Origin of the sequence: Affinirhizobium straminoryzae (genome assembly GCF_007004135.1) — a bacterium.
Classification (GTDB): domain Bacteria; phylum Pseudomonadota; class Alphaproteobacteria; order Rhizobiales; family Rhizobiaceae; genus Neorhizobium; species Neorhizobium straminoryzae.
Genome location: NZ_VJMG01000039.1, coordinates 19,659 through 43,454, shown reverse-complemented (window position 1 = coordinate 43,454; position 23,796 = coordinate 19,659). Strand labels below are relative to the sequence as shown.

20 protein-coding genes are annotated in these 23,796 nt (G+C 60.9%); 5 read left to right on the top strand and 15 right to left on the bottom strand.

Annotated elements, in window-relative coordinates; genetic code table 11:
• Window positions 1-409 precede the first annotated feature (409 nt).
• Window positions 410-1,474 (bottom strand): GlxA family transcriptional regulator, encoded by a 1,065-nt coding sequence (locus tag FNA46_RS14785; protein WP_210245886.1) that lies wholly within the window; start codon window positions 1,472-1,474, stop codon window positions 410-412.
• Between the two features lie 116 nt (window positions 1,475-1,590).
• On the opposite strand from FNA46_RS14785, the gene FNA46_RS14780 reads away from it, so the two are divergent.
• Window positions 1,591-2,073, top strand: coding sequence for an SDR family NAD(P)-dependent oxidoreductase (locus tag FNA46_RS14780; RefSeq protein WP_246103104.1), 483 nt, complete (start codon window positions 1,591-1,593; stop codon window positions 2,071-2,073).
• 168 nt (window positions 2,074-2,241) lie between these two features.
• Here the strand turns inward: FNA46_RS14780 and FNA46_RS14775 are convergent, their stop codons facing one another.
• The 5 genes from FNA46_RS14775 to FNA46_RS14755 form a co-directional block, all read right to left on the bottom strand.
• The gene (locus FNA46_RS14775) at window positions 2,242-3,246 is read right to left on the bottom strand and encodes an NADP-dependent oxidoreductase (protein WP_143125982.1); all 1,005 of its coding nucleotides are present in this window, start codon (window positions 3,244-3,246) and stop codon (window positions 2,242-2,244) included.
• Between the two features lie 31 nt (window positions 3,247-3,277).
• The gene (locus FNA46_RS14770; RefSeq protein ID WP_425468762.1) at window positions 3,278-4,126 is read right to left on the bottom strand and encodes an alpha/beta fold hydrolase; all 849 of its coding nucleotides are present in this window, start codon (window positions 4,124-4,126) and stop codon (window positions 3,278-3,280) included.
• 66 nt (window positions 4,127-4,192) lie between these two features.
• Window positions 4,193-5,017, bottom strand: a complete 825-nt coding sequence (locus FNA46_RS14765) for an oxidoreductase (protein ID WP_143125980.1) — start codon at window positions 5,015-5,017, stop codon at window positions 4,193-4,195.
• Window positions 5,018-5,131: 114 nt separating this feature from the next.
• Window positions 5,132-6,226: an alkene reductase gene (locus FNA46_RS14760; protein WP_143125979.1), complete on the bottom strand. Its 1,095-nt coding sequence runs from the start codon at window positions 6,224-6,226 to the stop codon at window positions 5,132-5,134.
• 54 nt (window positions 6,227-6,280) lie between these two features.
• Window positions 6,281-7,069, bottom strand: coding sequence for an SDR family NAD(P)-dependent oxidoreductase (locus FNA46_RS14755; protein ID WP_143125978.1), 789 nt, complete (start codon window positions 7,067-7,069; stop codon window positions 6,281-6,283).
• Window positions 7,070-7,182: 113 nt separating this feature from the next.
• On the opposite strand from FNA46_RS14755, the gene FNA46_RS14750 reads away from it, so the two are divergent.
• A complete protein-coding gene (locus FNA46_RS14750) occupies window positions 7,183-7,731 on the top strand; it encodes a TetR/AcrR family transcriptional regulator (protein ID WP_143125977.1) in 549 nt (182 codons plus the stop codon).
• 242 nt (window positions 7,732-7,973) lie between these two features.
• Here FNA46_RS14750 and FNA46_RS14745 read toward each other — a convergent pair whose 3' ends face one another.
• From FNA46_RS14745 to FNA46_RS14725, 5 genes are all read right to left on the bottom strand, one after another.
• Window positions 7,974-8,174, bottom strand: a complete 201-nt coding sequence (locus FNA46_RS14745) for a hypothetical protein (protein WP_143125976.1) — start codon at window positions 8,172-8,174, stop codon at window positions 7,974-7,976.
• A gap of 506 nt (window positions 8,175-8,680) precedes the next feature.
• Window positions 8,681-10,246 carry an FAD-dependent monooxygenase gene (locus FNA46_RS14740; RefSeq protein ID WP_143125975.1) on the bottom strand — a complete coding sequence of 522 codons (1,566 nt, stop codon included), beginning with the start codon at window positions 10,244-10,246 and terminating at the stop codon, window positions 8,681-8,683.
• A gap of 741 nt (window positions 10,247-10,987) precedes the next feature.
• A complete protein-coding gene (locus FNA46_RS14735) occupies window positions 10,988-12,574 on the bottom strand; it encodes a hydantoinase B/oxoprolinase family protein (protein ID WP_143125974.1) in 1,587 nt (528 codons plus the stop codon).
• Window positions 12,571-14,601, bottom strand: coding sequence for a hydantoinase/oxoprolinase family protein (locus FNA46_RS14730; protein WP_143125973.1), 2,031 nt, complete (start codon window positions 14,599-14,601; stop codon window positions 12,571-12,573). The genes FNA46_RS14735 and FNA46_RS14730 overlap by 4 nt, the downstream gene beginning before the upstream one ends.
• 3 nt (window positions 14,602-14,604) lie before the next feature.
• On the bottom strand, window positions 14,605-15,621 hold the full coding sequence (locus FNA46_RS14725) for a 1-aminocyclopropane-1-carboxylate deaminase/D-cysteine desulfhydrase (RefSeq protein WP_143125972.1): 1,017 nt from the start codon (window positions 15,619-15,621) through the stop codon (window positions 14,605-14,607).
• Between the two features lie 167 nt (window positions 15,622-15,788).
• Here FNA46_RS14725 and FNA46_RS14720 point away from each other — a divergent pair, with 167 nt between their 5' ends.
• From FNA46_RS14720 to FNA46_RS14710, 3 genes are read left to right on the top strand one after another with little or no spacing between them, the layout of a single operon-like run.
• The gene (locus tag FNA46_RS14720) at window positions 15,789-17,633 is read left to right on the top strand and encodes an ABC transporter ATP-binding protein (protein WP_143125971.1); all 1,845 of its coding nucleotides are present in this window, start codon (window positions 15,789-15,791) and stop codon (window positions 17,631-17,633) included.
• 23 nt (window positions 17,634-17,656) lie between these two features.
• Entirely contained in the window at window positions 17,657-18,358 is a 702-nt protein-coding gene (locus FNA46_RS14715; protein WP_143125970.1) for an SDR family NAD(P)-dependent oxidoreductase, read from the top strand.
• A gap of 1 nt (window position 18,359) precedes the next feature.
• The gene (locus FNA46_RS14710) at window positions 18,360-19,709 is read left to right on the top strand and encodes an NAD(P)/FAD-dependent oxidoreductase (RefSeq protein ID WP_246103102.1); all 1,350 of its coding nucleotides are present in this window, start codon (window positions 18,360-18,362) and stop codon (window positions 19,707-19,709) included.
• On the opposite strand, the gene FNA46_RS14705 is transcribed toward FNA46_RS14710, so the two are convergent.
• The 4 genes from FNA46_RS14705 to FNA46_RS14690 are packed head-to-tail and all read right to left on the bottom strand — an operon-like array spanning window position 19,710 to window position 23,794.
• Window positions 19,710-20,519, bottom strand: coding sequence for a sulfurtransferase (locus FNA46_RS14705; protein ID WP_143125969.1), 810 nt, complete (start codon window positions 20,517-20,519; stop codon window positions 19,710-19,712).
• A gap of 25 nt (window positions 20,520-20,544) precedes the next feature.
• Entirely contained in the window at window positions 20,545-21,531 is a 987-nt protein-coding gene (locus FNA46_RS14700) for an ornithine cyclodeaminase (protein WP_143125968.1), read from the bottom strand.
• Window positions 21,528-22,877 (bottom strand): M20 family metallopeptidase, encoded by a 1,350-nt coding sequence (locus tag FNA46_RS14695; protein ID WP_143125967.1) that lies wholly within the window; start codon window positions 22,875-22,877, stop codon window positions 21,528-21,530. The genes FNA46_RS14700 and FNA46_RS14695 overlap by 4 nt, the downstream gene beginning before the upstream one ends.
• Window positions 22,874-23,794, bottom strand: a complete 921-nt coding sequence (locus FNA46_RS14690) for an ABC transporter permease (RefSeq protein WP_143125966.1) — start codon at window positions 23,792-23,794, stop codon at window positions 22,874-22,876. Before FNA46_RS14690 ends, FNA46_RS14695 begins: the two co-directional genes overlap by 4 nt.
• Window positions 23,795-23,796: the final 2 nt, after the last annotated feature.

Below are 23,796 nucleotides of genomic sequence, written 5' to 3'. Positions count from 1 at the left end.
CGAAACTCGGGGCTATTCACGGTTCACCTGCATCGGCTGACGAATTTTAGGATCTGAACGCCCTTCATCTTGAGGCACTGCAGCTTGAGAGGATTAAATTCTCAATGATTTCCAGATCGCAAGCCTAAGCTTGCCGGTTCGAACCTCATGAAGAGCAAGATGCTGGCAACACGATTTTGATGAGTGACTCGCGGCCCACACAATGACCTCTTTGCGCCTTCAATTCGCTCATGAAATTTGTGTTTTCAGCCTTCCAAAATCGGACCTAAATCCGAAGCTACCTCATATTCCCTGCATGCGATCAAACACACACTCGCAGATGCGTTCGAATGCAAGGTCGCTACGGAGAAAGTGCGCCGCCGCTGACTTGAAGTTGTCCGGGCGCTTTCCTCTTTGAAGCCTGCGCCCTCTATTCAAACTCACGTTGCTCTGTTCGCAAACGTCGCCCCACCGCCCAGCGCCGATAGTCCGCCGGCGTCATGCCGGTCAACTGGATAAAGGCGCGCCGGAAGGCCGTCTCATCGCCATACCCACACTGCTGCGCCACCTGTTTGACGCTTGCTCCTGGCGTTTCGAGAAGCACGCAGGCCATCTCGATCCTGACCCGCGTCATGAAGCCTTTTGGCGACTCGTTGGTGAGGTCCTTCAGCCGCCGGTGCAGTGTCCGTTCGCTGAGGTTCAGTGCGCCGGCAAGTGCTTCTGCCGTCATTCCCGGACCTGCATGACGTATGATCTCTTCCGCCTGCAGCAGCAAAGGGTCGGCTGCATTGACGTAACCGCGCGGCGCATAGATCATCTGCGGCATCGGCAAGGTATCAGCGACCGACACATCAGCCGCAAGCTTGGCGATCTCCGGGCCGGCAGTACGCTTGATAACGTGCAGCGCCAGGTCGATCCACGATAGCGGTCCGCCCGTCGTGATCACGCGGTCCTGCTCCTCGACTGCCGTGCCCCACACCGGTCGCGCTTTTGGGAAACGCCGCTTGAACGCGTGATGTAGCCACCACGTCGTCGTGCAGCGTCGACCATCAAGAAGTCCGGCTTCGCCGACGATGAATGTTCCTGCGCAGGCTCCACCAACGACGGTGCCCTGCTTATGTCTGGTCCGAAGCCATTCCGCCGCCTTCTCGATCGAATTGGATACGGGCGGAAGATGATCGGGCCCCAATGCCATGCCGGTGACAAGCGCGATATCGCATGGACCGAGTTCGTCGAACGAACAGTCTACGGGGATACTGCGCCCTTGAGCGGCACGAGGCGACTTCCCGTCAGCGCTGACGATCGTCGTGCTAAAGAATATCTGGGTGTGATTGGGCAAGCCCTCGGTAGATCCCGACGGCGGCGCCCGCAGTGCCTGGTTGGTGATCCAGAACAGATCTGCAAGTCCTGCGATGGCGGACAGCAGGCTCCCCTCCACGGCGATCACAGCAATATTCAACCTACGAGTTGAGATGTCGGTTGGCGAGTTTTGCATGAAGGATGTCCAATTTGCCATCTGAAGCGCCTGGCAGCGGAGCGGTATATTTGCCTCAACAATGCATCAAGGCCCTCAGAAATGAAAACATCAAAGCATAAGACCTTGATATCCTCGTGGTGAATTACGATCGACGGCTTGAATGGCAGATAGACGATCCCGATCTGGACGAGGATGCTCTCGATATGCAAGTTGCAATCAATGTCAGGGCCGCAATTGCAGTCGTTCGTACGTCTATAAAGGGCATGAATGACCATGGCCGCGTCATTGTAGTCGGCTCCAGCGTGGCCGACCGAGTTGGGACGCCCGGCCTAGCCGATTATGCCGCTACGCGCGCCGCGATGGTGGGCTTTTGCAAGGGGGCCGCACACGATCTTGGCTCGCGAGGAATAACCGTCAATGTCGTTCAGCTTGGTGCAGTAGATGCTATTTTCGCGAGCGCCCCGCTCGCTCGACGCGAAGCAGAGATGGAAGCTAATGCGATGAAGCGCCTGGGAACTGCGGAAGAGGCCGCCGCTGCAATCAATTTCCTGGCAAGTCCCAGCGCTTCATTCATAAGTGGGACGATCCTCAATGTTGACGGCGGTTACAGCGCCTGATTGGCCGATACTCGGTGTTTGGTTGGGGCGTTTCATCATGCGCGGGCTCTGCGTGAACCGTCCTGGCTTTGTCGCCCAGATTTTGTAGATGTGTCCGTATGGAGCGTCTCGGGCAAGATGATAGGCGGTCAGGACCACGCGCGCGAGGTAAAGCCTCTCGTTAGGCGTTCACTCCGAGACGGCAACGACAATCTTTCCCTTGGCGCGCCCGGTTTCGACATAGGCCAAGGCATCCGCCGTCTGCGCGAAAGGAAACACTTTGTCCACAACCGGACGGATCACGCTGGCGTCGATCAGTTTGGCAATCTCGCCCAGTTGCTGTCCGTCCGCGCGCATGAACAAGAAGGAATAGTCGACGCCCCGGCTCTTTGCCTTCTTCATGATGCTGCGGCTGAGCATGTGCATGATGAAAGGGAAGAAGAGGTTCATTTTCAGCGACCTGGCGAAGGGAACGTCCGGCGGGCCGGAGATCGAGATCAGCTTTCCGCCCGGTTTCAGGACGTTCACCGACTTGGCCAGCGTCTTGGCATCCTGGCTGTTCAGCACCAGGTCGTAACCGGACAGTACCTGCTCGAAGTCCTGCTTTTTGTAGTCGATCACCACATCAGCGCCGAGGCCTTTCACAAGCTCGATATTCGCCGTACTGGTCGTGGTAGCAACTGTCGCGCCGAGATGTTTGGCAAGCTGGATTGCAAATGTTCCGACGCCACCAGAACCTGCCTGAATGAACACCTTCTGGCCAGGCTTGACATTGCCGACCTCGACGAGCGCCTGCCAGGCGGTCAACCCGACGAGGGGAATCGAGGCAGCCTGCTCCATGGAGAGGCTTGTCGGCTTCAGCGCGAGGTCTGCGGCGTCGACCGCAATCATGTCTGCAAAGGTACCGGCCCGGCCGTCACGCGGGCGAGCAAACACCTCATCGCCTGCCTTGAACTGTCGAACATTGGCACCAACGCGGATAACTGTTCCAGCCAGATCGTGGCCGAGAATGAAAGGTGGACGATAGGGCAGGAACAGCTTGAACTCGCCGTTGCGCACCTTGGAATCCAGAAGGTTCATCGCGGTGGCCTGGATACTAACCAGGACATCATTGGCGCCGATGACCGGATCAGGCATGTCGGCCAGCCGTAGCGGGGCCTTTTTCTTGTATTTGTCGACGACGAAGGCTTTCACAGGTTGTCTCCGGTGTGAACTATGTTCAGGGTCAGGCGGCCAGGAAAGCCAGAGCTTTCGGAACGAACTCAGCATGGTATTGGAATATGCCGCCATGGCCGGCATCTGGGTAAATTACGAGTTCTGCATTCGGGAGGCGTCGCACCAAATCGCGGCTGTTGGACGTCGGCACCATGATATCATGGTCGCCGTTGACCACGAGAACTGGAATGCGTATGCGCTCCAGATCCTGCTGTGTCTGACGTCCCCAGTCCTTGATCGCTGCAAGCTGTCGCAGGAAGGCACGAGGTGTCGGGCCCATGTCCCGATCGAGTGTGCGCTCTTTCAACCGGTCAAGAAAGTCCTTCGCTGCTCGACGGCCATTGGCGGTTGAGGTGAAGAACAGGTAGGTCTTCGGGTCGCGCAACGTGAGCATGCCCTTGAGCATCAGGGGCCAGGAAACGGCTCCGACCCGTTCAATACCGGATCCACCCGCAGGACCCGTTCCCGTTAGGATTAGCTTGCGCACCAGAGCTGGTGCTTTCAGCGCAATATCCTGGGCAACGAAACCACCCAGCGAAAAGCCCATGAGATCAACCGTAGAGAAGCCGAGTTTACCGACGACGGCGATGACATCGCGGGCCATCTCATCGATGGTCAGGGGAGCCGCTCCGCCGGAAAGGCCGATGCCCCGATAGTCCAGCGCGATGATGTGATGGCAGACAGCAAGTCCGTCGACAATCCGCGGGTCGAAATTGTCCAGTACCGCACCCCAATGATTGAGCAGAACCAGTGGCACACCACCGCGCGGACCAAGCTCGCGATAGGCAAAGCGTATATCGCCCACGGTGACGAACAGGTTGGGAGAGTAGCGGTAGCAATGTGTCGATGCGGTCGTCATGGATGCGTCCGTCATGATGGGTCTACTCGTTGCCCGCACTTGGGGCGATGGAGTGAGAACAAGGTTTCAGGCGATGTTGAACTGCTTGCGCAAAATGCGATCAAACAGCGCACGAGGGAGGAAACGGCGGGCAAACGCGGTCTGTCGGGCATCTTTGCCCGAGGGGTAGCGCAGACGCGGCTTCCGAGCTTGGGCTGCTGTAAGGATGGTCACCGCGACATCCTCCGCCGTGTCACCGCCCGCCATCGCTGCAGCGAACGCGGCCTGGTAGCGGGCGAATGTCTGGCTGTATGCAGCGACAGGACGATCGCCTTGTGGTGAGTTGGCTTCGATGGATGTCTTGGTGGCCCATGGCTCGATGACCGCAACCCGGATGCCGAACGGCCGCACTTCATGGTCCAGGGATTCAGAATAGCCCTCGATCGCATGCTTGCTCGCCGTGTAGTAAGCGCCGAAGGGACCAGGAATGAGCCCGACGACCGAGCCGATATTCAGGATCCGTCCATAGCCCTGCTGTCGCATCATCGGAAGAACCGCATTCGTCACCCGCACCACGCCCAGGAAATTGGTGTCAAACAGCGCACGAACCTGCTCGATCGAGCTTTCCTCCGCAGCCCCTGATACTGCGTAGCCGGCATTGTTAACCAGGAGATCGATGCGGCCCAGTTCTGCATGGACCAGCGCCACCGCGGCAGCAACGGAAGCGTTCGAGGTCACGTCGCAAGCGATCATGCGTATGCCGTCGCTAATCTCGCCGGGTGCCGCCTTGCGGCTCGTGCCGATCACCCGGTAACCCGCCCGGCTGAGCGCCAATGCTGCCGCTTTGCCGATGCCGCTTGAGGCACCGGTGACAAATGCGGTCTTCTGTCCTTTTGATGCGAAGGTTGCCATGGCTGTGTTCTCGATCTGGCTTGCGACATCAGTCCGCACAGCCTTGTGAAGTTGTCAGGAATTGGTGGCGATCGGCATGATAGGGCCGTGCAAAGGCGCGGCCCTCGTGATGGCTCAATTGTCGGAGGTTGTGTCGGCAAATCGCGGATAGTCGGTATAACCCACAGCGCCACCACCATAGATCGTGGCAGGATCAATCTGGTTCAGAGGTGCGCCGAGTTGCAGACGTTCTACCAGATCGGGATTGGCGATGAACGGTTTGCCAAAGGCAAACAGGTCCCCCTTGCCGTCGGCAAGCTGCTGGGTCGCAAGTTCGAGATCATAGCCGTTGTTGGCGATATACGTCTTGCTAAACCGCTTGCGCAGCGAGCCATAATCAAACGGAGCGACATCGCGCGGTCCGCCGGTGGCGCCTTCGACGAGATGGATATAGGCGATTCCGAGCGCATCAAGCTGGTCGACGATATAGTCGTACTGCGTCTGGGGATCGCTGCTGGAAATCCCATTGGCAGGCGAGACCGGCGAAATCCGGATCCCGGTGCGCTCCGGCCCGATTTCCTGCGCCACCGCAGCGGTCACTTCAAGCATCAGGCGCGCGCGGTTTTCCACGGATCCGCCATAGGCATCAGTGCGGACATTGGCACCGTCCTTTGCGAACTGCTCTAGCAGATAACCGTTGGCGCCATGAACCTCGACACCATCGAAACCAGCCTTGATGGCATTGGCGGCAGCCTTGCGGAAGTCGTCGACGATGCCCGGAAGCTCATCAAGCTCAAGGGCACGCGGCTCGGACACATCAGCGAAACCGTTGTTCACAAACGTCTTGGTTGCCGCACGGATCGCTGAGGGTGCGACCGGTGCATCACCGCCAAGTAGATCGACATGGCTGATGCGACCAACATGCCAGAGCTGAACGAATATCCGTCCACCCTTGGCATGAACCGCGTCTGTCACCCTCTTCCAGCCTGCAATCTGCTCCGGTGTGTAGAGCCCGGGCGTATCCTGGTAGCCCTGTGCCTGCCTGGAAACTTGTGTAGCTTCGGTGATGATGAGTCCAGCGCTCGCGCGCTGGCCATAATACTCAGCAGCAAGTTCGCTCGGCACGAGGCCCGCACCCGCTCGGTTGCGCGTGAGGGGCGCCATAACCACCCGGTTTGAAAGAGTAACAGAGCCGAGAGTGTATGGCTCGAAAAGCTTGGTTTTGGTCATGATATACCTGCGAAACTTCTATTTATCGGAGTGGATTCATTGATGTCGGAAAGCTCAAGCTGTCGTGCGATAGCGTTCAGCGGGAAGTGCATTGACGAGATTGCCGAGCATGGACTTGCGCGCGCCATCGACCCTGTCCCACTGGCCGCCGTCGTGCAGCGGCGGGATCGTCACCGGTTCGCGGCGGTCTAAGCCGACGAGAGCGGCATCCACCAGATCGCCCACTTCCATGACATTGCTCATGGCGTTCACGTCGGCGCCGACGTGATCCCAGATCTCGGTGCGGGTCGTGGCGGGAAGGACCGCCTGGATATAGACGCCCTTGGACCCGAGCTCGTGGGCGAGACCCTGTGACAGGAACAGCACAAAGGCCTTGGTCGCGCCATAAACGGTCATGCCGAATTCCGGAGCAAGTCCGACGACCGAACCGATGTTGATGATCGCGCCTTCGCGTGCATTGGCAAGACGGGGCGCAATAGCGCTGGAAAGGCGGACGAGTGCGGTGGCATTGAGCGCAATAAGCCGGGTCATGTCGTCGACGCTCTGCTCGACAAAGCTTTTGCCGATCGCAGTTCCGGCATTGTTGACGAGAATGCCGATGCGGGTGTCGTCACGCAGCCTGGTCTCGACCTTGGCCAAATCCTCAGCCTTGGTGAGATCGGCCGGGAGGATGTCGATGGCGACGCCGGTTTCCTGGCGCAGACGGTTCGCAAGCGCCTCCATGCGCACCACGTCTCGAGCGACCAGCACGAGATCATGGCCGCGACGCGCAAAGCGATCGGCATAGGTTGCGCCAATGCCCGTTGAGGCGCCGGTGATCAGGACTGCGGGAATCTCACTCATTTTGGATTGCTCTTTTCTAAGGTTGATCCTATATTCATGACAATCATCATGATTGAATCTAAATATGATGGCCATCATGTAAATGTCAATGGCCAGCTCGGAGAATTTTGAAAATGAAAGTCAGCCGAGAACAGATGGCGGAGAACCGGCGCCGGATCCTGGACGTCGCGAGCCGGTTGTTTAAGGATAAGGGATTCGATGCGGTCAGTGTCGCGGAGGTCATGAAGGCAGCTGGCATGACCCATGGCGGCTTTTATGGCCACTTCACCTCAAAGGACGATCTGGTCGCCCAGGCGTTGGCGCATGCGCTTGCGGCAGACAGTTTCGAAGACGGCACCTTCAGCGACTTCGTCCGCTCCTATCTGGCGCCGCGCCACCGGGACAATCCCGGCAATGGGTGTCCGACCGCAGGCCTCGCTGCGGCCATTCGCCACCAGACGCCCGCAGCCAAAGCTGCCCTAGCAGAGGGGCTGCGCACCCAGATCGCGCGTATTGAACAGGCGCTCTCAGACCAAGGCTCAGCCGACGCCCGCTGTGCAGCGATCGGAAGCTGGGCGGCCATGGTCGGAGCCGTCATCCTAGCCAGGTCGGTCGATGATCCTCAGTTATCAGACGAGGTTCTTGAGCAGACGCGCGCCTGGATCGACGCAAATGTCGGCTAGGGCCGTGATCCCCGATCTTGGCGTATCTTAAGTGCGATGGAACTGCTTCGGTTCGTTTCCGGCCGGACAGATTTATCGCTCGTTCTCGGCCTCCCAAGTGAAGTCTCAAAGGCTATCGAGTTCGAGTTGACGGTCTATGCCGCGCAACAGGTGCTCGGTGGGGACGTGATCATCAATGTAGAAGTCATAAGAGGGCTGCGCCGGAGCTTCCTGACATCCCATCATCGCTCAATCTCCGCAAATCAATGCGACGATTGAATCACATGCTTCCCATCCCGGCAATTGCTGTGGATGTTCGTAGAATTTGGCTCATTGGAGTTACCGCTAGGCTCAGGAAGCGAAGACTTCCGGTTGGCTATGGATGGATAAAGCCCGAACCAAACGGCGACGGCCACAAGACCTAAGCCGGTCACGATGCCGATAATAGAAAACAGCAGGATCATGGGTCAGTTCCTCCCGCGAGGAGGCACAATAACATGCAAATTAGTTTTTCAACATTATCGGCCCGAGAGGTGTCTTCCTCTTCGCGCCTTCATCTCCGTCGTAGAGGTCATCTATTCGGATGGCCAAAAGCAGACATGACTCCCTGTTGGCGTCACGTCTCCTCTGCGCCAATAGGAGACACGAACTGCTTCGAGGGTGCAGGCTGGAAGGGGCCGTAAGCGGACTGTCCTATGACAGGTTGCCGAACGGCGAAAGCGGATATCCACGCACATGGTTATGAGGTCCGCGTTTGGCCCGAAGCGGGCATACTGCTAACTGGTCTAAGTCGGGGTGGTCAGAGGCAGATACACTTTTATACATCAGAAAGTGGGCTGCCCCGGTGTAATTGCCTTCCAGCCACCCGTTTCCGCGACGAGATCTAGGCCGATATATCAGTCGATATCGGAGTGAAATGCGGACGTGGTAGCAGAATCTCTTGAAGGGACTACCACGCCCATTTTCCTTGCTAGGCCAGGGCAGCCACCTGCCGAAGGATAGTCGACAGATCTTCCGACGCCATGTCCGGGGAGAGCGGGGTGCGCCAGCAGATAAGCCCATCCGGACGAATGAGTGCCGCGCCATCGGCACCAGTGCCGAACGCCTCGGAGAATGACTGGACGTCTTCGACGTGGATCTGGCCGCCGAAACGGACGATTTCAAACGAAAAGCCGGTTTCTGCACGCGCTGCTTCAGCGGCCGCCGCCCAGAAGAAGCTTTCCGTGATCAGGGTAAAGCCACGTGTGAACATGTCGATAGTTGACTTTCGTTTATCTCCGTCGAGCCACAGGTGGGGTGCCCGCGTTCCGGGTTGCCCTTTCCATTCGTCAGGATGTGCCGCGGCAGGCAGCTTGCCATCTGTCCCGATGATGATTTCCGAACGGTGGAGTTGGCCGAGTTCCATCGCCTCGTCGCCATAAAGTTTTACGCCCGCAAAGGCATTGTCCACATAGCGGGCATAGTCTTGCCGTGCGAACGTCTGCTGGTGGCGAAGCCAGCCGATAGGCTGCCTCTCTTGAGAATAACTCCCCAGCAGCGACGGCTTGGAAATGCCGTCCATCACCATTTCCAGTTTCCAGGCTAGATTCCAGACATCATCTATGCCCGTATTTGCCCCGAACCCTCCGCGCGTTGGTGGGAGCTGATGAGCCGCATCGCCCGCCAAGAATATCCTACCTTTCGAATAGATGTCAGCGATCCGCCCAGCCATCTCCCAGGTACCAGAGGTAATAATCTCGAAATCAAGGTCCGCACCGAGAGCACGTCGAATGTCATCGGCATAATCCTCGGCTGGCTTCGGGTCGCCGCCGTAGAACATCAACACCCAACGACCGTCGCCGTAGGTTGTCAGGAAAGCCTTGAAGTCTTCTTGGTCGATCTCGAACTGACGGAAACCACGATCAAGATATTTGTCGGCCGCTGGGCAATTGAACAACACGGAATTGATGTTCATGATGTGGCCTACGCCACGGCGTCCGATCCCGAGCGCTTCACGCACCTTGCTTTCCGCGCCGTCGGCGGCAATCATATATGGAGCCGACAGCGAGTATTTACGCCCGGTTTCCCGCTCGCGCACAGTTGCCGCGACGCCTTCGCCCGTGTCTTCAAAGGAAATCAATTCAGTGCCGAGACGTAGCTCCGCTCCGAGCTCTGTCGCGCGATGCCTAAGGATTGGCTCAAGCTTGTCCTGCGCAAAGCCTGCCATGCCTGCGGGCGACAGAGCCCTCTTTAGACCGGCTGGTGCTGTGTTTGTCGAGGGCGTCCAAGCAGCCTCGTCTATCACTGCCCCCACCAGGCTCTCAACGGTTGCACGCCGCAGCCGGAAATTTGGATCGACAACGGGAATTTGGTCGGCGATGCCGATGGCGCGAAAGAATTCGAGCGTATGTTCAGTGAAACCAGTTGCACGGGGATGCAGCGCGCTTCCACGATGCTTTTCGATGACGATTGTTTTGACGCCGCGCCAAGCGAGGAACGTCGCGGCGGAAAGGCCAACGAGGCTGCCGCCGATGATGATAACCTGGGTGTCGTGCATTGTAGTGTCCTTGTCGAGGTAGCTGTAAGCCACGCGGATAAGAACGGCTGCGATGCTCCGAAGAAGTGTCGTTGCAGACATGCCAACGGAGCGGACGTAGCGCGTCCGGATTCCGTCGTGGTCCGCGGCCCGAGGGCTGGATTGTGGCCTCCGGCATCAACCAGAAGCTGACCGGGGCTCACCAAAAAACCGGTCCACCATTTTCGACAAGCGCCGATTACGCGTTAACAGGCTCGGCGTCAAGAGATTGTCGCTGAATTGATCTCGATGGCGGACATCAACGCTAAGCGGACTTGGCAAGCAGGCCGGCTGCTTATAGGCGGCTAGCCCATCTACCTTAACGTCCGAAAAGAAGGCGCGAAGCTGCCCTTATCCCTTCGGCCCGTGATGACCGCTTCGGGCCGAACTCGGACGACATTCCCCGATATCTGGATGTCCGCTATCGCCTTCAGGACTCTAGCATCGTACAGTTCGCTCCCGGCACCTTTCCGGACGTTCCAACCATACTAAATTCTTGATATGCCTTGTTTATCTGCCGGCATGTATCCGACGTAATGGCGGGCCGGCGGTTCCAATCCGCTCAAGAGCATGTATCGGAACAACAGATTAGCTGATCCAGACTATCACAACCTTCCGCTTTAAGTATTCTGTCGGACACCCTTCAAATGTGGCTCCCCAAGTGGTAAGCTCTTTATCTTTGATCGCGTGTCATAGGTTCCGGGGTTCGGCAGCGATGCACCATCATACTCGTTTGTTACCGTTTCCCCATCCACCTCCGCCGGCTGTTTCCATCGTAATGGTCGTGCCTGCCTTCACGCTGGTCGTACTCTTGCCCGGCAGACTGCGTTCTCCGTCCGCATCCAAAATGCGGATCCGCGATCCACGAGCCGACGATCCGCCCATGACGCCCCAGGGTTGGTGCCGTGTGCGGTCGAGATGAACCGTGAGAACCGAATCCGCATTGACCAGAATGGTTCTTCGAAGACCGAGGCCGCCGCAGAATTCGCCGGCGCCACCGCTACCGTCGATCAAGCCGTAGTCGAGGACCGTCAGCGGATATGCCCGCTCGATCAGTTCCACGGGTGAATTGGCGGTATTGGTCATGTGGCAGTGGACGCCGCTGGCGCCAGCCTTGCCTGTAAGGCCGCCCTGGCCGCCGGCATAGGTTTCCACGTAGGAGTAGGAGCGGCCGGTGGCCGGATCTGTTCCACCGAGGATGAGCGCATTCATGCTGCCGGTCGATGCGGCTATGGGCATGTCCGGCCGGATCTGGTTGAATGCGCCGATCAGGGCATCGGTGATGCGCTGGCTGGTGATCGAGGTGCAGAGCGCGACGGGCGAGGGCGCGGCGGCATCGACGATCGATCGTTCCGGGGTCTTCAGCACGATCCGGCGAAACAGTCCGGCATTCGAGGGGATGTCGGGATCGAGCATGGCCTTGACCACGTAAAGCACACAGCTTGCCGTCAGGAAGACCGGCGCGTTGACCGGTCCCGCCACCTGTCCGGACGTGCCGGTAAAGTCGGCATGCAGGGTGCCATCGGTGATGGTGAGATTGACCGCGACCGTGAGGTCCACGTCTTTCCCGGCCTCATGCCATTCGAGCGTATCGGAAAACTGACCTTTGCGCCCTTCCAGGGCACGAAACGCGTTTTCCAGTCGCTTTTCGGTGGTCGCGAGCAAGGTCGTCACGGCCGTGTGAAACCGCTCCTCTCCTGTGCGTTCGATGAGGGCGGCGAGACGACGCGCACCGGTCGTGTTGGCGGCGGCCTGGGCCAGAAGATCACCCGCCACCATGTCGGGCGTGCGGCTCGCCAGCTTGAACAGCGCAAGCGTCGAATGCTCCACCGTTCCATTGCGCATCAGCACCATCGGCGGTACGCGCAGGCCTTCCTGCGTGATGTCAACGGTGCCGAGCGCCAGGCTTCCCGGCGCGAAGCCGCCGAGGTCGACCTGATGCGCCATGTTGGCGACGTAGCCAAGGCGGCGGCCGTCTTCGGCATCGACAGGCGCTATGACGACGACGTCGGGCAGGTGCGAACCGGTGAGCCAAGGATCATTGGTGACGACCATCGTTGCGGCGGCGATGTCTTCGCCGAGGTTTTCGATCGTGCGACTGACGACGCCGGCAATCAGGCCGAGATGGACGGGAATGTGCTCGGCCTGCGCGATGAGCTGGCCCTTTGCATCGAACACGCCGCAGGAAAAGTCGCGACGGTCGCGGATGTTGATCGAATGGGCGGTGCGGATCAGGGCCGCCCCCATTTCTTCCGCAACCGCCTGCAGACCGTGGCGGACGACTTCGGCCAGAATGGTGTCGTTCTTCATTTCTGCATCCTGATGATGAGATTGCCATGGCTATCGACGACGAGCGTCTGGGCGCCGACGATCAACGTCGTGTCATGCTGCTCGATGATCAGCGGTCCTTGAAGTTCTGTTCCGATCGCGAGCTTGGCGCGATCGTAGACAGGAACCTCGACCATGGCGCCCTCGAACCACAGCGGTGAGCGAGCGATCACCGGGTCGTCGCTGGCGGTGATGGTGGGAACCGGCAGTCGGTCGGATGGTGGTGGGGCGCTGGCACTGAGACGCAGCATGGAAATCTCGATGCTCTCCCCGCGCCGGGCGTAACCGAAGCTGCGCTGGTGGGCCTGGTGAAACGCCTCCACCGCAGCGTCAAGCCCATCCGCGGTCCAGTGGATCGGCAACTGGTGCCCCTGGCCGCGATAGCGCATTTCCAGGACGGGAGACAGCGTCACCGACTTGAAGTCGATCCTGTCCCTGTTCGCCTGATCGATGATCTTGCTCACCAGTATCTCGATCGCCGTGCGGATATCGGAGTTGGACATGCCATCGGTCAGGCCGGAGATCATCGATGTCTCGTCGTGCTTCCACGGCGCAAGCAGGAGGCCGATCCCGCAGAGCAGGCCCGGCGAGGGCGGCACGATGACGGTCTCGACATCCAATTCGGCGCAGAGATCGACCGCATGCAACGGACCGGCGCCGCCGAAGGCCATCACGGCAAAATCCCGCGGCTCAAGCCCGCGTTCCACGGTAATGCGCCGCATGCCGCGCACCATGGCGGCGTTGACCACCTGCAGGATGCCGACCGCCGCCTCCTCGACGGAGATGCCGAGCGGACCGGCGACGTGGGTTTCCACGGCCCTTGCGGCCCTCTCCCTGTCGATGACGATCCCGCCGCCGATCTCGCGGCCCGGTCGCAGGCGACCGAGAAGGACATTGGCGTCGGTCACGGTCGGGCGCTCGCCCCCCTTGCCGTAGGCGGCGGGGCCTGGTCTTGCGCCGGCGCTTTCCGGACCGACCTTCAGGAGGCCGCCGGCATCGACATGGGCGATCGATCCGCCACCGGCGCCGAGCGTGATGATGTCGAACATCGGCACGCGCAGCGGAAAGCCCTCGATCTCGCTCTCGTAGCGGGTGAGGATCTGGCCATCCTCGATCAGGCCGACATCGAAGCTGGTGCCGCCCATGTCGATCGTCACGACATTCTTGTAGCCGGCGGCTTCGGCGAAGCGGCGGGCGCCGATCATCCCGGCTGCCGGACCGGACAGGCAAGTATGAACGGCCTTGACGCCGCTTGCGGTTTCGATCGGCATGACGCCGCCGCCCGATTGCATGATCGCGGGTTCCACCGTCACGCCGTCGGAAACCAGCGTATTGGCGATGCGCTCGAGATAGTCCTTCAGGGGCGGCATCAGATAGGCGTTCATGACCGTCGTCGAGGTGCGCTCGAACTCGCCAGGTTCTGCGAGAACGTCGGAGGAGATCGAGATTTTGAGCTCGGGCGCCATGGCGTGAACGATTTCGGCGGCACGCCGTTCGTGCGCCGGATTCGCGTAGGAATGCAGGAACGAGATCGCGACGGTCTCGATGCCGGCGGTGAGCATCGCGCTGATGGCGTCACGGACCGTCTCCTCGTCGAGAGCTTCAGTGACTGTGCCGTCAGGCGCGAGCCGCTCGCGGATCTCGTAGACGAATTCGCGGGGCACGAGCGGCTCCGGCTTGCGTGCATACTGGTCGTAGAGATGGGCACGCGTCTGGCGGCCGATGGCCAGGACATCGCGAAAGCCGCGGGTGATGAGAAGCGCGGTACGGGCGCCGCGCCGCTCCAGGATCGCATTGGTGGCAACGGTCGTGCCATGGGCAAAACCGGACAGCTCATTTGCGGCGATGCCAGCCATGCCAAGCGCCGTGCGGGCGGCATGGACCACGGCCGTCGCCTGATGACCGGTCGTCGTTGGCGTCTTCACGAAGAAGGTCTTGCCGGTTTCCTCTTCGAAGAGGCAAAGGTCGGTGAAAGTGCCGCCGACGTCACATCCAATGCGGTAGACCATGGTTCAGCCTGCCGTTGCGGTGGTGAGATCGCTGGTCAGCTGACCGGCGAAGGGATAGAGCGCGGGCGAGCCGCCGCAATGGATAAAGAGAACCGAGCTCCCCCTGGCGATGCTCCCTGCCTCGACGCAGCCCATGATGCCGGCGAAGGCCTTGCCGGTATAAACGGGATCAAGCAGCACGCCTTCCTTGTTGCCGGCGAGCTTGATCGCTGCATTGCCGGCCTCGGAGGGAATGGAATAGCCGGGGCCGATATAGTCATTCTCGATGCGGATCTCGTCCGCCGTCCAGCGCCGGTCATCGTCGAGAAACTCGGCTGCAGCATTGGCCATCACGGCGATACGCTCGCTGAAGGGAACGGCACTCCCGGTCACGGCGATGCCGATCACTTCCGTCTTTGGCATGAACATGGCGCAACCGACATGCAGGCCGGCCAGCGTGCCGCCCGAACCGACCGGCGCGACGATATAATCGGGCGTCGCGGTGCCCGTGGCGGCATATTGCTCGGCAAGTTCCTTCACGGCATTCACATAGCCCATGGCACCCAGCGCGGAGGCGCCGCCGAGCGGGATGATATAGGCCTTTTCGCCGCGGGCTTCGGCTTCCGCTGCATGATGATCCATGCGCGGATTGATCTCAGTAAAATAGGCGTCCGGATCGAGGAAATCGATCTCGGCCCCGAACAGGTGATCGAGAAGCAGATTGCCCTGATACAGATCCGGGCGGTTGCCGCGCAGGACGAGGATCGGCTTCATGCCGAATTTGCGGGCGGCGGCCGCGGTCATGCGGGCATGGTTGGACTGATGTCCCCCGGTGGTGATCAACACGTTCACGCCCTGCGCAACCGCATCCGCCATCAGATATTCGAGCTTGCGCACCTTGTTGCCGCCGCCACCGAAGCCCGTGAAATCGTCGCGCTTTACGGAGAGAAAGATGCCGAGCTCGCTGCTCAGGCGCTCCATCTTTTCGATCGGTGTCGGCAAAAAGCCGAGGGAGAGGCGGGGGATGTCTTCAAGTTTCATGAAATGCTCCTCGTGTCTCGACCACTGCCTGTCGGCGTGTCGGCGCATGCAATCAAAATATATCATATATCCTGTATCCTGACTGGCAAGGTGCTTTTATTTGTGGCATGCAACAGATTGAGGCAGATGTACCCACCGACCGTCTGACGACCTCGAAAGGAGCTGATATGGCAGAGCCCGTCATCCGCGTGTCCAGCCTGAAAACCTCGTTCCGGCGCAAGGGCGTCTGGCTGCCGGTTGTTCGCGACGTGTCCTTCGATGTCGCTGCCGGAGAGACGGTGGCGCTGGTTGGCGAAAGCGGGTCGGGCAAAAGCGTGACGGCCATGTCGCTCATGCGTCTCTATCAGCCCGCGACCTGCCGCATCGAAGGGGAGGTCAGGCTGGAGGGGCAGGACCTGCTGAAGCTTTCCGAAGGCAGGATGCGCGATATTCGGGGCAATCGCATCGCGATGATCTTTCAGGAGCCGATGACCAGCCTCAATCCGTCGCTGACGATCAGCGACCAGATATCCGAAGTGCTTGTCGCCCATCGCGGCCTGTCCCTGAAGGCGGCCGTCAAGGAAACGCTCGCGCTGATGGAGAAGGTTCGCATCCCGTCTGCGGCAAAGCGCATGGAGGAATATCCGCATCAGCTGTCCGGCGGCATGCGTCAGCGCATTATGATTGCGATGGCACTGGCCTGCCGTCCGCGCCTCCTGATCGCCGACGAGCCGACGACGGCGCTCGACGTGACGATCCAGGCGCAGATCCTCGAACTCATCAAGCTCTTGCAGGAAGAGGAGGGCATGGGCGTTCTCTTCATTACCCACGACATGGGTGTTGTCGCCGAAATTGCCGACCGCACGATCGTCATGTACAAGGGCGAAGCGATCGAGCGCGGGGCGACGGAAGACATTTTTGCCGATCCGCAGCGCGCCTACACCAGGGCACTCCTGTCCGCGGTGCCGAAGCTCGGTTCAATGGCTGGCGAGCCCGGCCCGGTCCGGTTCCCGCTGATCGACGTGGAAAGCGGTGATCCTGTCGAGATGCCTGCTGTTGCAGATACGGTATCGGCAGAACCGGTTCCGCTGCTTGAGGTCCGCGATCTCACCGCCCGGTTTGATATCGGTGGTGGCTTTCTGGGCGCCGTTTCGGGCCGGGTGCATGCGGTAGAGAACGTCTCCTTCGATCTGAAGGCGGGCGAAACACTGGCACTGGTCGGCGAGAGCGGCTGCGGCAAATCGACGACGGGCCGCGCGATCATGCGCCTGCTCGATGCCAATTCCGGATCGGTCAAGCTTGAGGGCAGGGAGATCCTTGATCTCTCCGGCAAGCAACTGCGCGACATGCGCCGCCATATCCAGATGATTTTTCAGGATCCCTTCGCGTCGCTCAATCCGCGCATCGAGGTGGGGGATGCGATTGCAGAGCCGCTGCTTGCCCATCATATTGCCTCGGACAAGAAGGACGCCCGCGAACAGGTGGCCGACCTGATGGTCAAGGTCGGGCTGCAGCCGGACATGGCCGGTCGCTTCCCGCACGAGTTTTCCGGCGGCCAGCGGCAGCGCCTGTGTATCGCCCGGGCGCTTGCCATGGCGCCGCAGGTCATCGTTGCGGACGAGGCCGTGTCGGCGCTCGATGTCTCGATCAAGGCGCAGGTCATCAACCTGATGCTCGACCTGCAGGAAAGCATGGGCCTTGCCTATCTGTTCATCTCGCATGACATGGCGGTGGTCGAGCGGATGAGCCACCGCGTCGCGGTCATGTATCTGGGTGAGATCGTCGAGATCGGGCCGCGCCGCTCGATCTTCGAAAATCCTCAGCACCCCTACACGCGGCGCCTTCTGGAAGCGGTGCCGATCCCCGACCCAAGCCGGCGTGGCATCCGCCGCGGCCTCAGCAATGACGAGATCAAGAGCCCCGTCAGACCCTTGTCCTATGCCGTGCCGAAGCGGGCTTATCGCGAAGTGTCGCCCGGGCATCTGGTGCAGGTCTTCGGCGAGGATTTGAGCAATGCGGCAGCCGCGGCCTGATGCTTGGGAAAGGAAATAGAGACATGTCGACGCAGAACCGGGTTGCGATGATCAGCGGCGCCTCGCGCGGGATCGGCGCTGCCATCGCGGAAAAGCTTCTTGCCGAAGGCTGGGCCGTGAGCCTTGGGGTGCGCACGCCCGAAGCCTCCGTCTTTGCCGGCAACCCGAGTGCCTTGGTCTGCCGTTTCGATGCGCTTGATCCGCAAAGCGAGCGGACCTGGGTGGATCAGACGATCAGCCATTTCGGCAGGCTGGATGGACTGGTGCACAATGCGGGCATGATGATCCCGAAATCCGTGCTGGAAGCAGAAGACGCCGACTTCGACCTGATCTTCAACGTCAATGTCAAATCGCCGATGCGGCTTTCTCAACGCGCCTGGCCGCATCTGGAAAAGGCAGCCGCCGGTCGCGTGGTGACGGTCGCGTCTCTCTCCGGCAAGCGGGTCAAATCCGCCGGCTCCGGCCTCTATGCCATGTCGAAATTTGCAGCGGTCGCCTTGGGGCATGGCCTTCGCCAGTGCGGCAAGGATAGCGGTGTTCGCTCGACGATCATCTGTCCGAGCTTTGTCGCGACCGACATGGGAAATGCCCTCGCCAATCGCGACAGCACGGAATTGACCCAACCGGAAGATCTAGCCCGGATCGTTCATATGGTCCTCGAACTTCCCAGGACAGCGAGCATTGCCGAAATTCCGGTGCATTTCAGCGTGGAAGACTGCTACTGACATGAACGCTCCCCTCCTTCATCGCGGCCCGGCCATGACCCCCGTCGCTGATTCCGAAACGCATCCCAATGTGGTCGATGTGGCGATCGTCGGTGGCGGCATCATCGGCGTTTCCGCCGCCTTCTTTCTCGCCCGGCAAGGAATTCGCGTTGCCCTTCTCGAAAAGGGCGAGATCGGCGGCGAACAGTCCGGCCGCAATTGGGGCTGGGTGAGGCTTGCCGGCCGCGACCTGCGCGAGCTGCCGCTGATGCTGCAGTCCCACGCCATCTGGGACACGTTGCGCCAGGAAACCGGGGTGGATGTGGGCTATCGCAGGCGCGGGATCGTCTATGCCGCAAAGACGCCCGAGGCGCGCGATCGCCATCAGCGCTGGGCGCTGGCTGCACGCGGATTCGGCATTGATGCGCGAATCCTCGATCCTGCGCAGGTCGCGGGCTTCGTGCGGGATCTGAACCGCACGGTGTTAGGCGGCCTCCACGTGCTGGAAGATGCAGGGGCCGAGCCACAGCTTGCCGCACCCGCCATCGCCTGCGCAGCGCAGGCGGCAGGCGCCATCCTTCTTCAGCAATGCGCCGTGCGTGGTCTCGATATCGAAGCGGGCAGGGTTTCCGGCGTAGTGACCGAGAAGGGCCGCATACGAGCCTCGACGGTGATCGTTGCCGGCGGTGCCTGGTCTTCGCATTTCCTCTCGCGGCATGGGGTGCGCCTGCCGCAGTTGAAAGTTCTTTCTTCCGTCTTGCGGACGGCACCTGTCGATGCAGGGATCGAGACGACAATGGGCTTTTCGGATTTCGCCATCCGCAAGCGGCTCGATGGTGGTTTCACCGTCGCGTCCTCGGCCACCAGCCTCGCCGATATCGTGCCGGACAGTTTTCGCTTCTTCAGGCAGTTCATGCCAGCCTTCCGGCTGGAACGGAAATCGCTGAAACTGCGCTTCGGCAGGCCGTTTTTCGACGAGCTGGTCGAATACCGCCATCGCGGTCTGGACAAAGAGAGCATTTACGAGACGATCCGGGTGCTCGATCCGACGCCGGATCTGGACCTGCTGGCACGGGTCGAAGCCCATCTGAAGGTCGGCATCCCGGCCTTTCGCGACGTGCCGATCCTGCAGAAATGGGGCGGCATGATCGATACCATGCCGGATGTGATCCCTGTGATCTCGAAGGTTGAGGCGTTGCCGGGCCTTGTGATCAGCACCGGCTTCTCCGGCCATGGTTTCGGCATCGGTCCGGGGGCGGGGCGCCTCTTGTCCGAGATCGTGACGGACCGAACGCCCTGCGTCGATCCGACGCCGTTCCGCTTCTCACGTTTCAGCGATGGCAGCCCGATCGAGATCCAAAGCTGGCTCTAGCTAGACTTCCTCGGCCGGCCCGATTTCCAGGGGCAGGGCCGCATTGCCGGCCCATTCGTGCCAGGAGCCGACATAGATCTTCACCCTGTCGAAGCCTGCCAGCTTCAGGCCGTAAAGCGCCGTCGCCGCACGGGCGCCGCGGTGGCAATAGGTGATGATCTCGCGATCCGGTGACAGGCCGGCCCTTTCGGCGATCTCGCGGATCTCGTCGGCGGGACGGTATTTCCCGTCCCGCAGCATGTCTTCGTAGAAGGCGAAATGCGAATGCGGGATGCGGCCGGCACGGGCGCAGCAGGGATGCAGGAAGGTGCCTTCGAATTCCGTGCGGCGGCGCACGTCGAAGATGTCGGCTTCATGCCGGAGAACCTCTTCGGTGGAGGCGGCCAGTTCACGATGAAAGGCGACATCGCCGTCCGATTGCCGGATGGCATCCGGTAAGCCCGCACCCGGAGCGATATCGCCGCCCGCCGCTTTCCAGGCCTCGATGCCGCCATCCAGGATGAGACCGCCTTCGAGCCCGACCAGTTCGTAGAACCACAGGCCGCGCGGCGAGATCATTCCCGTCTGCTCCTCGAAAAAGACCGGCACGCGATCCTTGCCCAGACCGAGACGATCAAAAGCCTCGCGTGCGCCAGCGGCCATGCCGGCAATGCCCGCTTCGTCGCTTTCGGGAATGAAATAGTCATAGACATTGAGGCTTACCGCGCCGGGAATGCTGGCGTCGCGCCAGGCGGTTTCCGGGCGGACATCGACAGGAACCAGCCGGCCTTCCGGCAGCTTGCTGATGAGTTCGGCGGCAGTGATGAGCATGGCCGTTTCCTTGTATGGGCATTGATCAAATGGAGGGCAGCAGCGTTCCGATGTTCAGGGCCTGCGCATGTCTGAGGATGCGGGCTGCAAAGGCGATGTCGAAGACGTTGAGCCCGAAGCTCGAAAAATAGAGCGATGCATCCGCCGGTGGCTTCCAGCCATCCAGGAGAATGGCTGGAAGGTCCGCCGCCACGCGCTCGGCCGGAAATTGGCCGGCGCGATACATCTGGAAAAGGCTCTTGGCGCTCTTTTCCGCAAAATCACCCCAGAGATCGACGGTGACGATATCGGTCGCCGCGATGGTCTCGAACATCACTTCGTGGAAACCGACCTGCATGATCAGCCTGCCGGGCTTGACTACTGACGGGCCGATGAACGGTTGAGGCGCCGATGTGCAGCAGATGATGACATCGGCGTCTGCGACGGCCTCGGCGAGATCGGCGTGGGGCAAGAGCCGGGTTGCTGAGGGGGAACTGGCCTTGCCGATCAACCTGTCGAGATGCGCCGGCGTGCGGTTCCAGAGGTGGATCGTCTCGATCTTCGGAAACAGCGAGAACAGCATGTCGAGATGCGTCTGCGCGTGAGCACCGGCCCCGAGAAGCGCAGCGGAGCGTAGGCCGCCGGGCTTCAACGCACGTATCGCCGCAGCCGACACGGCGGCTGTGCGCATGCGGGTGAGAAGGGCGCTCTCGACGCTCCCGATGGGTGCCCCATCGGCAAGGCGGTTGATGATGGTCGTGCTGCTGATACTCGGCAGATCGCCGATCGGTTCGGCCCGGTGCACGGTCCATTTGAGGCCCGCCGCGTCATACGCGCCGCCGACGAAGGCGGGCAGGCCATAGGCCTTGTTGCGCGGGTCGGCCCCGAGCGGCATGACGCTTTCGGCAACCATGCCCGCCTTGCCGTCGCGCAGGAGCCGGATCGTCGCGCGCACGTCCTCGAGTGCCGCCGCCCAATCGAGAGCGCCGGCCTTGATGGCATCGTCGCGAGAGAGATGCCGGATCGTGCTCATGCGGCCTCAGCCTCGCGGCCCATGAGGTCGAGCCAAGTCGCGATCGACTGCATGAAGCGGCGAAAGCCTTCGAGCGTCATGAATTCGTCGATCCCGTGCGCATTGCCGCCGCGGCCGGCACCCGCGAGCAAAAAGGATTGGGCGTGCGGCGCAAAGGCATAGGCAGGCGCAGCACCGATCGCCCAGGGCCAGATCTGCGGCGCGGAATTCGCCGTCGTCTCGTAGCTTTTCAGAAGTGCCGCAACCCCTGGCGCATCGGCGGCAAAGCGAAAGCCCGGATAGCTGTCGGCGACATTGAGAACCGCGCCAGGGACGGCACCCAGCCTCCGGCGGTAGTCGGCGAGAAAATCGGCGGGGTCCAGCGATGGTGGCGTGCGCAGTTCGAAGCTTGCGCGGGCGCCATGGGGGATGACGCCGTCTGCACGCAAGGGCAGGCTTTCCAGGCTCGACAGGTTAAACGATGCCGTAGACAGCACATGCTCGAGCAGCACTTGCGCACTGCCGTCCAGCGACAAGGCTTCCGTGTTGCGAAAGCGCAGTTCTGCCACCGGATCAAAGGTCCTCGCCAGTGTGGTGACGATGCCGATCGCTTCGTCATCAAGGGCAATTTTCGCCAGTTCCCCGGTTGGCGGCTTGCCAATCAGGGACAAGGCCTCGAGCAGGCGGCTCACGGGGTTGGCGATCCAGGGTGCATTGCTGGAATGGATGGCCGCCTTCGGGCCGCCCCACGGGCCGCCATCGACGCGCACTTCGCCCTTGGCAATGCCCGAAAAGCCCAGATAAACGCGCGGCGCCCCGCCGCCATATTCGCAGAAGGACGGGAAGATGGCGGAGGCGCTTGTGCGGACGGGGCAGTCAGGATCGGCGAGATAGTCACGCATCGCGCCGCTGCCGCTTTCTTCCTCGCCATCGACAAGGATTTCGACGTTGACGCGCAGCTTGCCTCTATCCAGCAGCGCCTTGATGGCATGCAGCATGCCGGCGAGAGGCCCCTTGTTGTTTTCCGCGCCACGGGCGACGAAACTTTCGCCGATGCCGTCGAAAGCGACGATGCCGCCTTGGAACGGATCGACGGACCAGCCCTCCGGCGTGGCCGGCATTACATCATACATGTTGTAGAGGATGACAGTCAGCGGTGACCCGACATCCAGGCGGGCGTGAAGCACCGGCGGGCGACCGCGCGAGGATGCTGCGGAGACAATCGATGCGCCGAGCTCCGTCTTCAACCAGTCGGTGACGGCGTCGGCCTGACGGCGCAGCTGCTTTTCATCCCCCCTGACCGACGGAATGGCGCACCATTGGCTTGTCAGGTCGAGGGCGGCCTCGAATGTCGCGTCTGAAATCACAGCCTGATCCTCGGGTTCAGCCAGACATAGGCGAGATCAACGAGAAAGTTGACGATGACGAAGACGGCGGCAGCAAACAAGACGACGGCCTGCACGACGGGGAAGTCACGGTTCTGGATCGCTTCGACGGCAAGACGCCCAATGCCAGGCCAGGCAAAAATCATCTCCGTCACCAGAGCGCCCCCCAGCAGCGAGGCAAAATACATGCCCTGGACGGTGATGACCGGGATCAGCGCGTTGCGCAGCGCATGGTGCACGATGATCCGCCACGACGAAATGCCCTTGGCGCGCGCGGTGCGGATGTAATTTTCTCCCAGAACCTCGATCAGGCTCGCCCTGACCAAGCGGGTGATGGCGCTGAGATAATAGGCGCCGAGCGCGATCGACGGCATGATGAGGTGCGCAGCCGAGCCGATGCCACTCGACGGCAACCAGCGCAGTTTCAGCGAGAAGAAGATGATCAGCAGCAATGCCAGCCAGAAGACGGGAATGGCCTGGCCGAGCAGCGAGATGATGCGGATGGCAAAATCAATGGCGCTGTTCTTGCGAATGGCCGCGATGGTGCCGAGCACGAACCCCAGCAGCGAGCTCCACAGCAGCGCCGTCATGGCCAGAAGGGCTGTCGCCGGCAGGCGTTCGATCAAAAGGCCGAGCGCGGGACGCTGGAAGCGCAAGGAGGTTCCCAGTTCGCCGGTTAAAGCGCTTGCCAGAAAGCGGCCATACTGGACCCAGATTGGATCGTTGAATCCCATCGCCTGACGGAAGGCTTCGAGTTCTGCGCGCGAAGCGTCCGGCGACATCATCATCGCCGCCGGATCGCCGGTCAGAAACAGGGCGAAGAAGACGATGGCCGAGACGCCAAACATGACGACAAGGCCTTGCAGTGCGCGTCCGGTGATGAAGCTCAGGGTCTTCATGG

Coding starts and splice junctions, on each gene's coding strand:
- FNA46_RS14785 (WP_210245886.1), bottom strand. CDS start 1,474: ATGCAAAACTCGCCAACCGACATCTCAACTCGTAGGTTGAATATTGCT.
- FNA46_RS14770 (WP_425468762.1), bottom strand. CDS start 4,126: ATGACGACCGCATCGACACATTGCTACCGCTACTCTCCCAACCTGTTC.
- FNA46_RS14765 (WP_143125980.1), bottom strand. CDS start 5,017: ATGGCAACCTTCGCATCAAAAGGACAGAAGACCGCATTTGTCACCGGT.
- FNA46_RS14760 (WP_143125979.1), bottom strand. CDS start 6,226: ATGACCAAAACCAAGCTTTTCGAGCCATACACTCTCGGCTCTGTTACT.
- FNA46_RS14755 (WP_143125978.1), bottom strand. CDS start 7,069: ATGAGTGAGATTCCCGCAGTCCTGATCACCGGCGCCTCAACGGGCATT.
- FNA46_RS14750 (WP_143125977.1), top strand. CDS start 7,183: ATGAAAGTCAGCCGAGAACAGATGGCGGAGAACCGGCGCCGGATCCTG.
- FNA46_RS14745 (WP_143125976.1), bottom strand. CDS start 8,174: ATGATCCTGCTGTTTTCTATTATCGGCATCGTGACCGGCTTAGGTCTT.
- FNA46_RS14740 (WP_143125975.1), bottom strand. CDS start 10,246: ATGCACGACACCCAGGTTATCATCATCGGCGGCAGCCTCGTTGGCCTT.
- FNA46_RS14735 (WP_143125974.1), bottom strand. CDS start 12,574: ATGAAGAACGACACCATTCTGGCCGAAGTCGTCCGCCACGGTCTGCAG.
- FNA46_RS14730 (WP_143125973.1), bottom strand. CDS start 14,601: ATGGTCTACCGCATTGGATGTGACGTCGGCGGCACTTTCACCGACCTT.
- FNA46_RS14725 (WP_143125972.1), bottom strand. CDS start 15,621: ATGAAACTTGAAGACATCCCCCGCCTCTCCCTCGGCTTTTTGCCGACA.
- FNA46_RS14720 (WP_143125971.1), top strand. CDS start 15,789: ATGGCAGAGCCCGTCATCCGCGTGTCCAGCCTGAAAACCTCGTTCCGG.
- FNA46_RS14715 (WP_143125970.1), top strand. CDS start 17,657: ATGTCGACGCAGAACCGGGTTGCGATGATCAGCGGCGCCTCGCGCGGG.
- FNA46_RS14710 (WP_246103102.1), top strand. CDS start 18,360: ATGAACGCTCCCCTCCTTCATCGCGGCCCGGCCATGACCCCCGTCGCT.
- FNA46_RS14705 (WP_143125969.1), bottom strand. CDS start 20,519: ATGCTCATCACTGCCGCCGAACTCATCAGCAAGCTGCCGGAAGGCCGG.
- FNA46_RS14700 (WP_143125968.1), bottom strand. CDS start 21,531: ATGAGCACGATCCGGCATCTCTCTCGCGACGATGCCATCAAGGCCGGC.
- FNA46_RS14690 (WP_143125966.1), bottom strand. CDS start 23,794: ATGAAGACCCTGAGCTTCATCACCGGACGCGCACTGCAAGGCCTTGTC.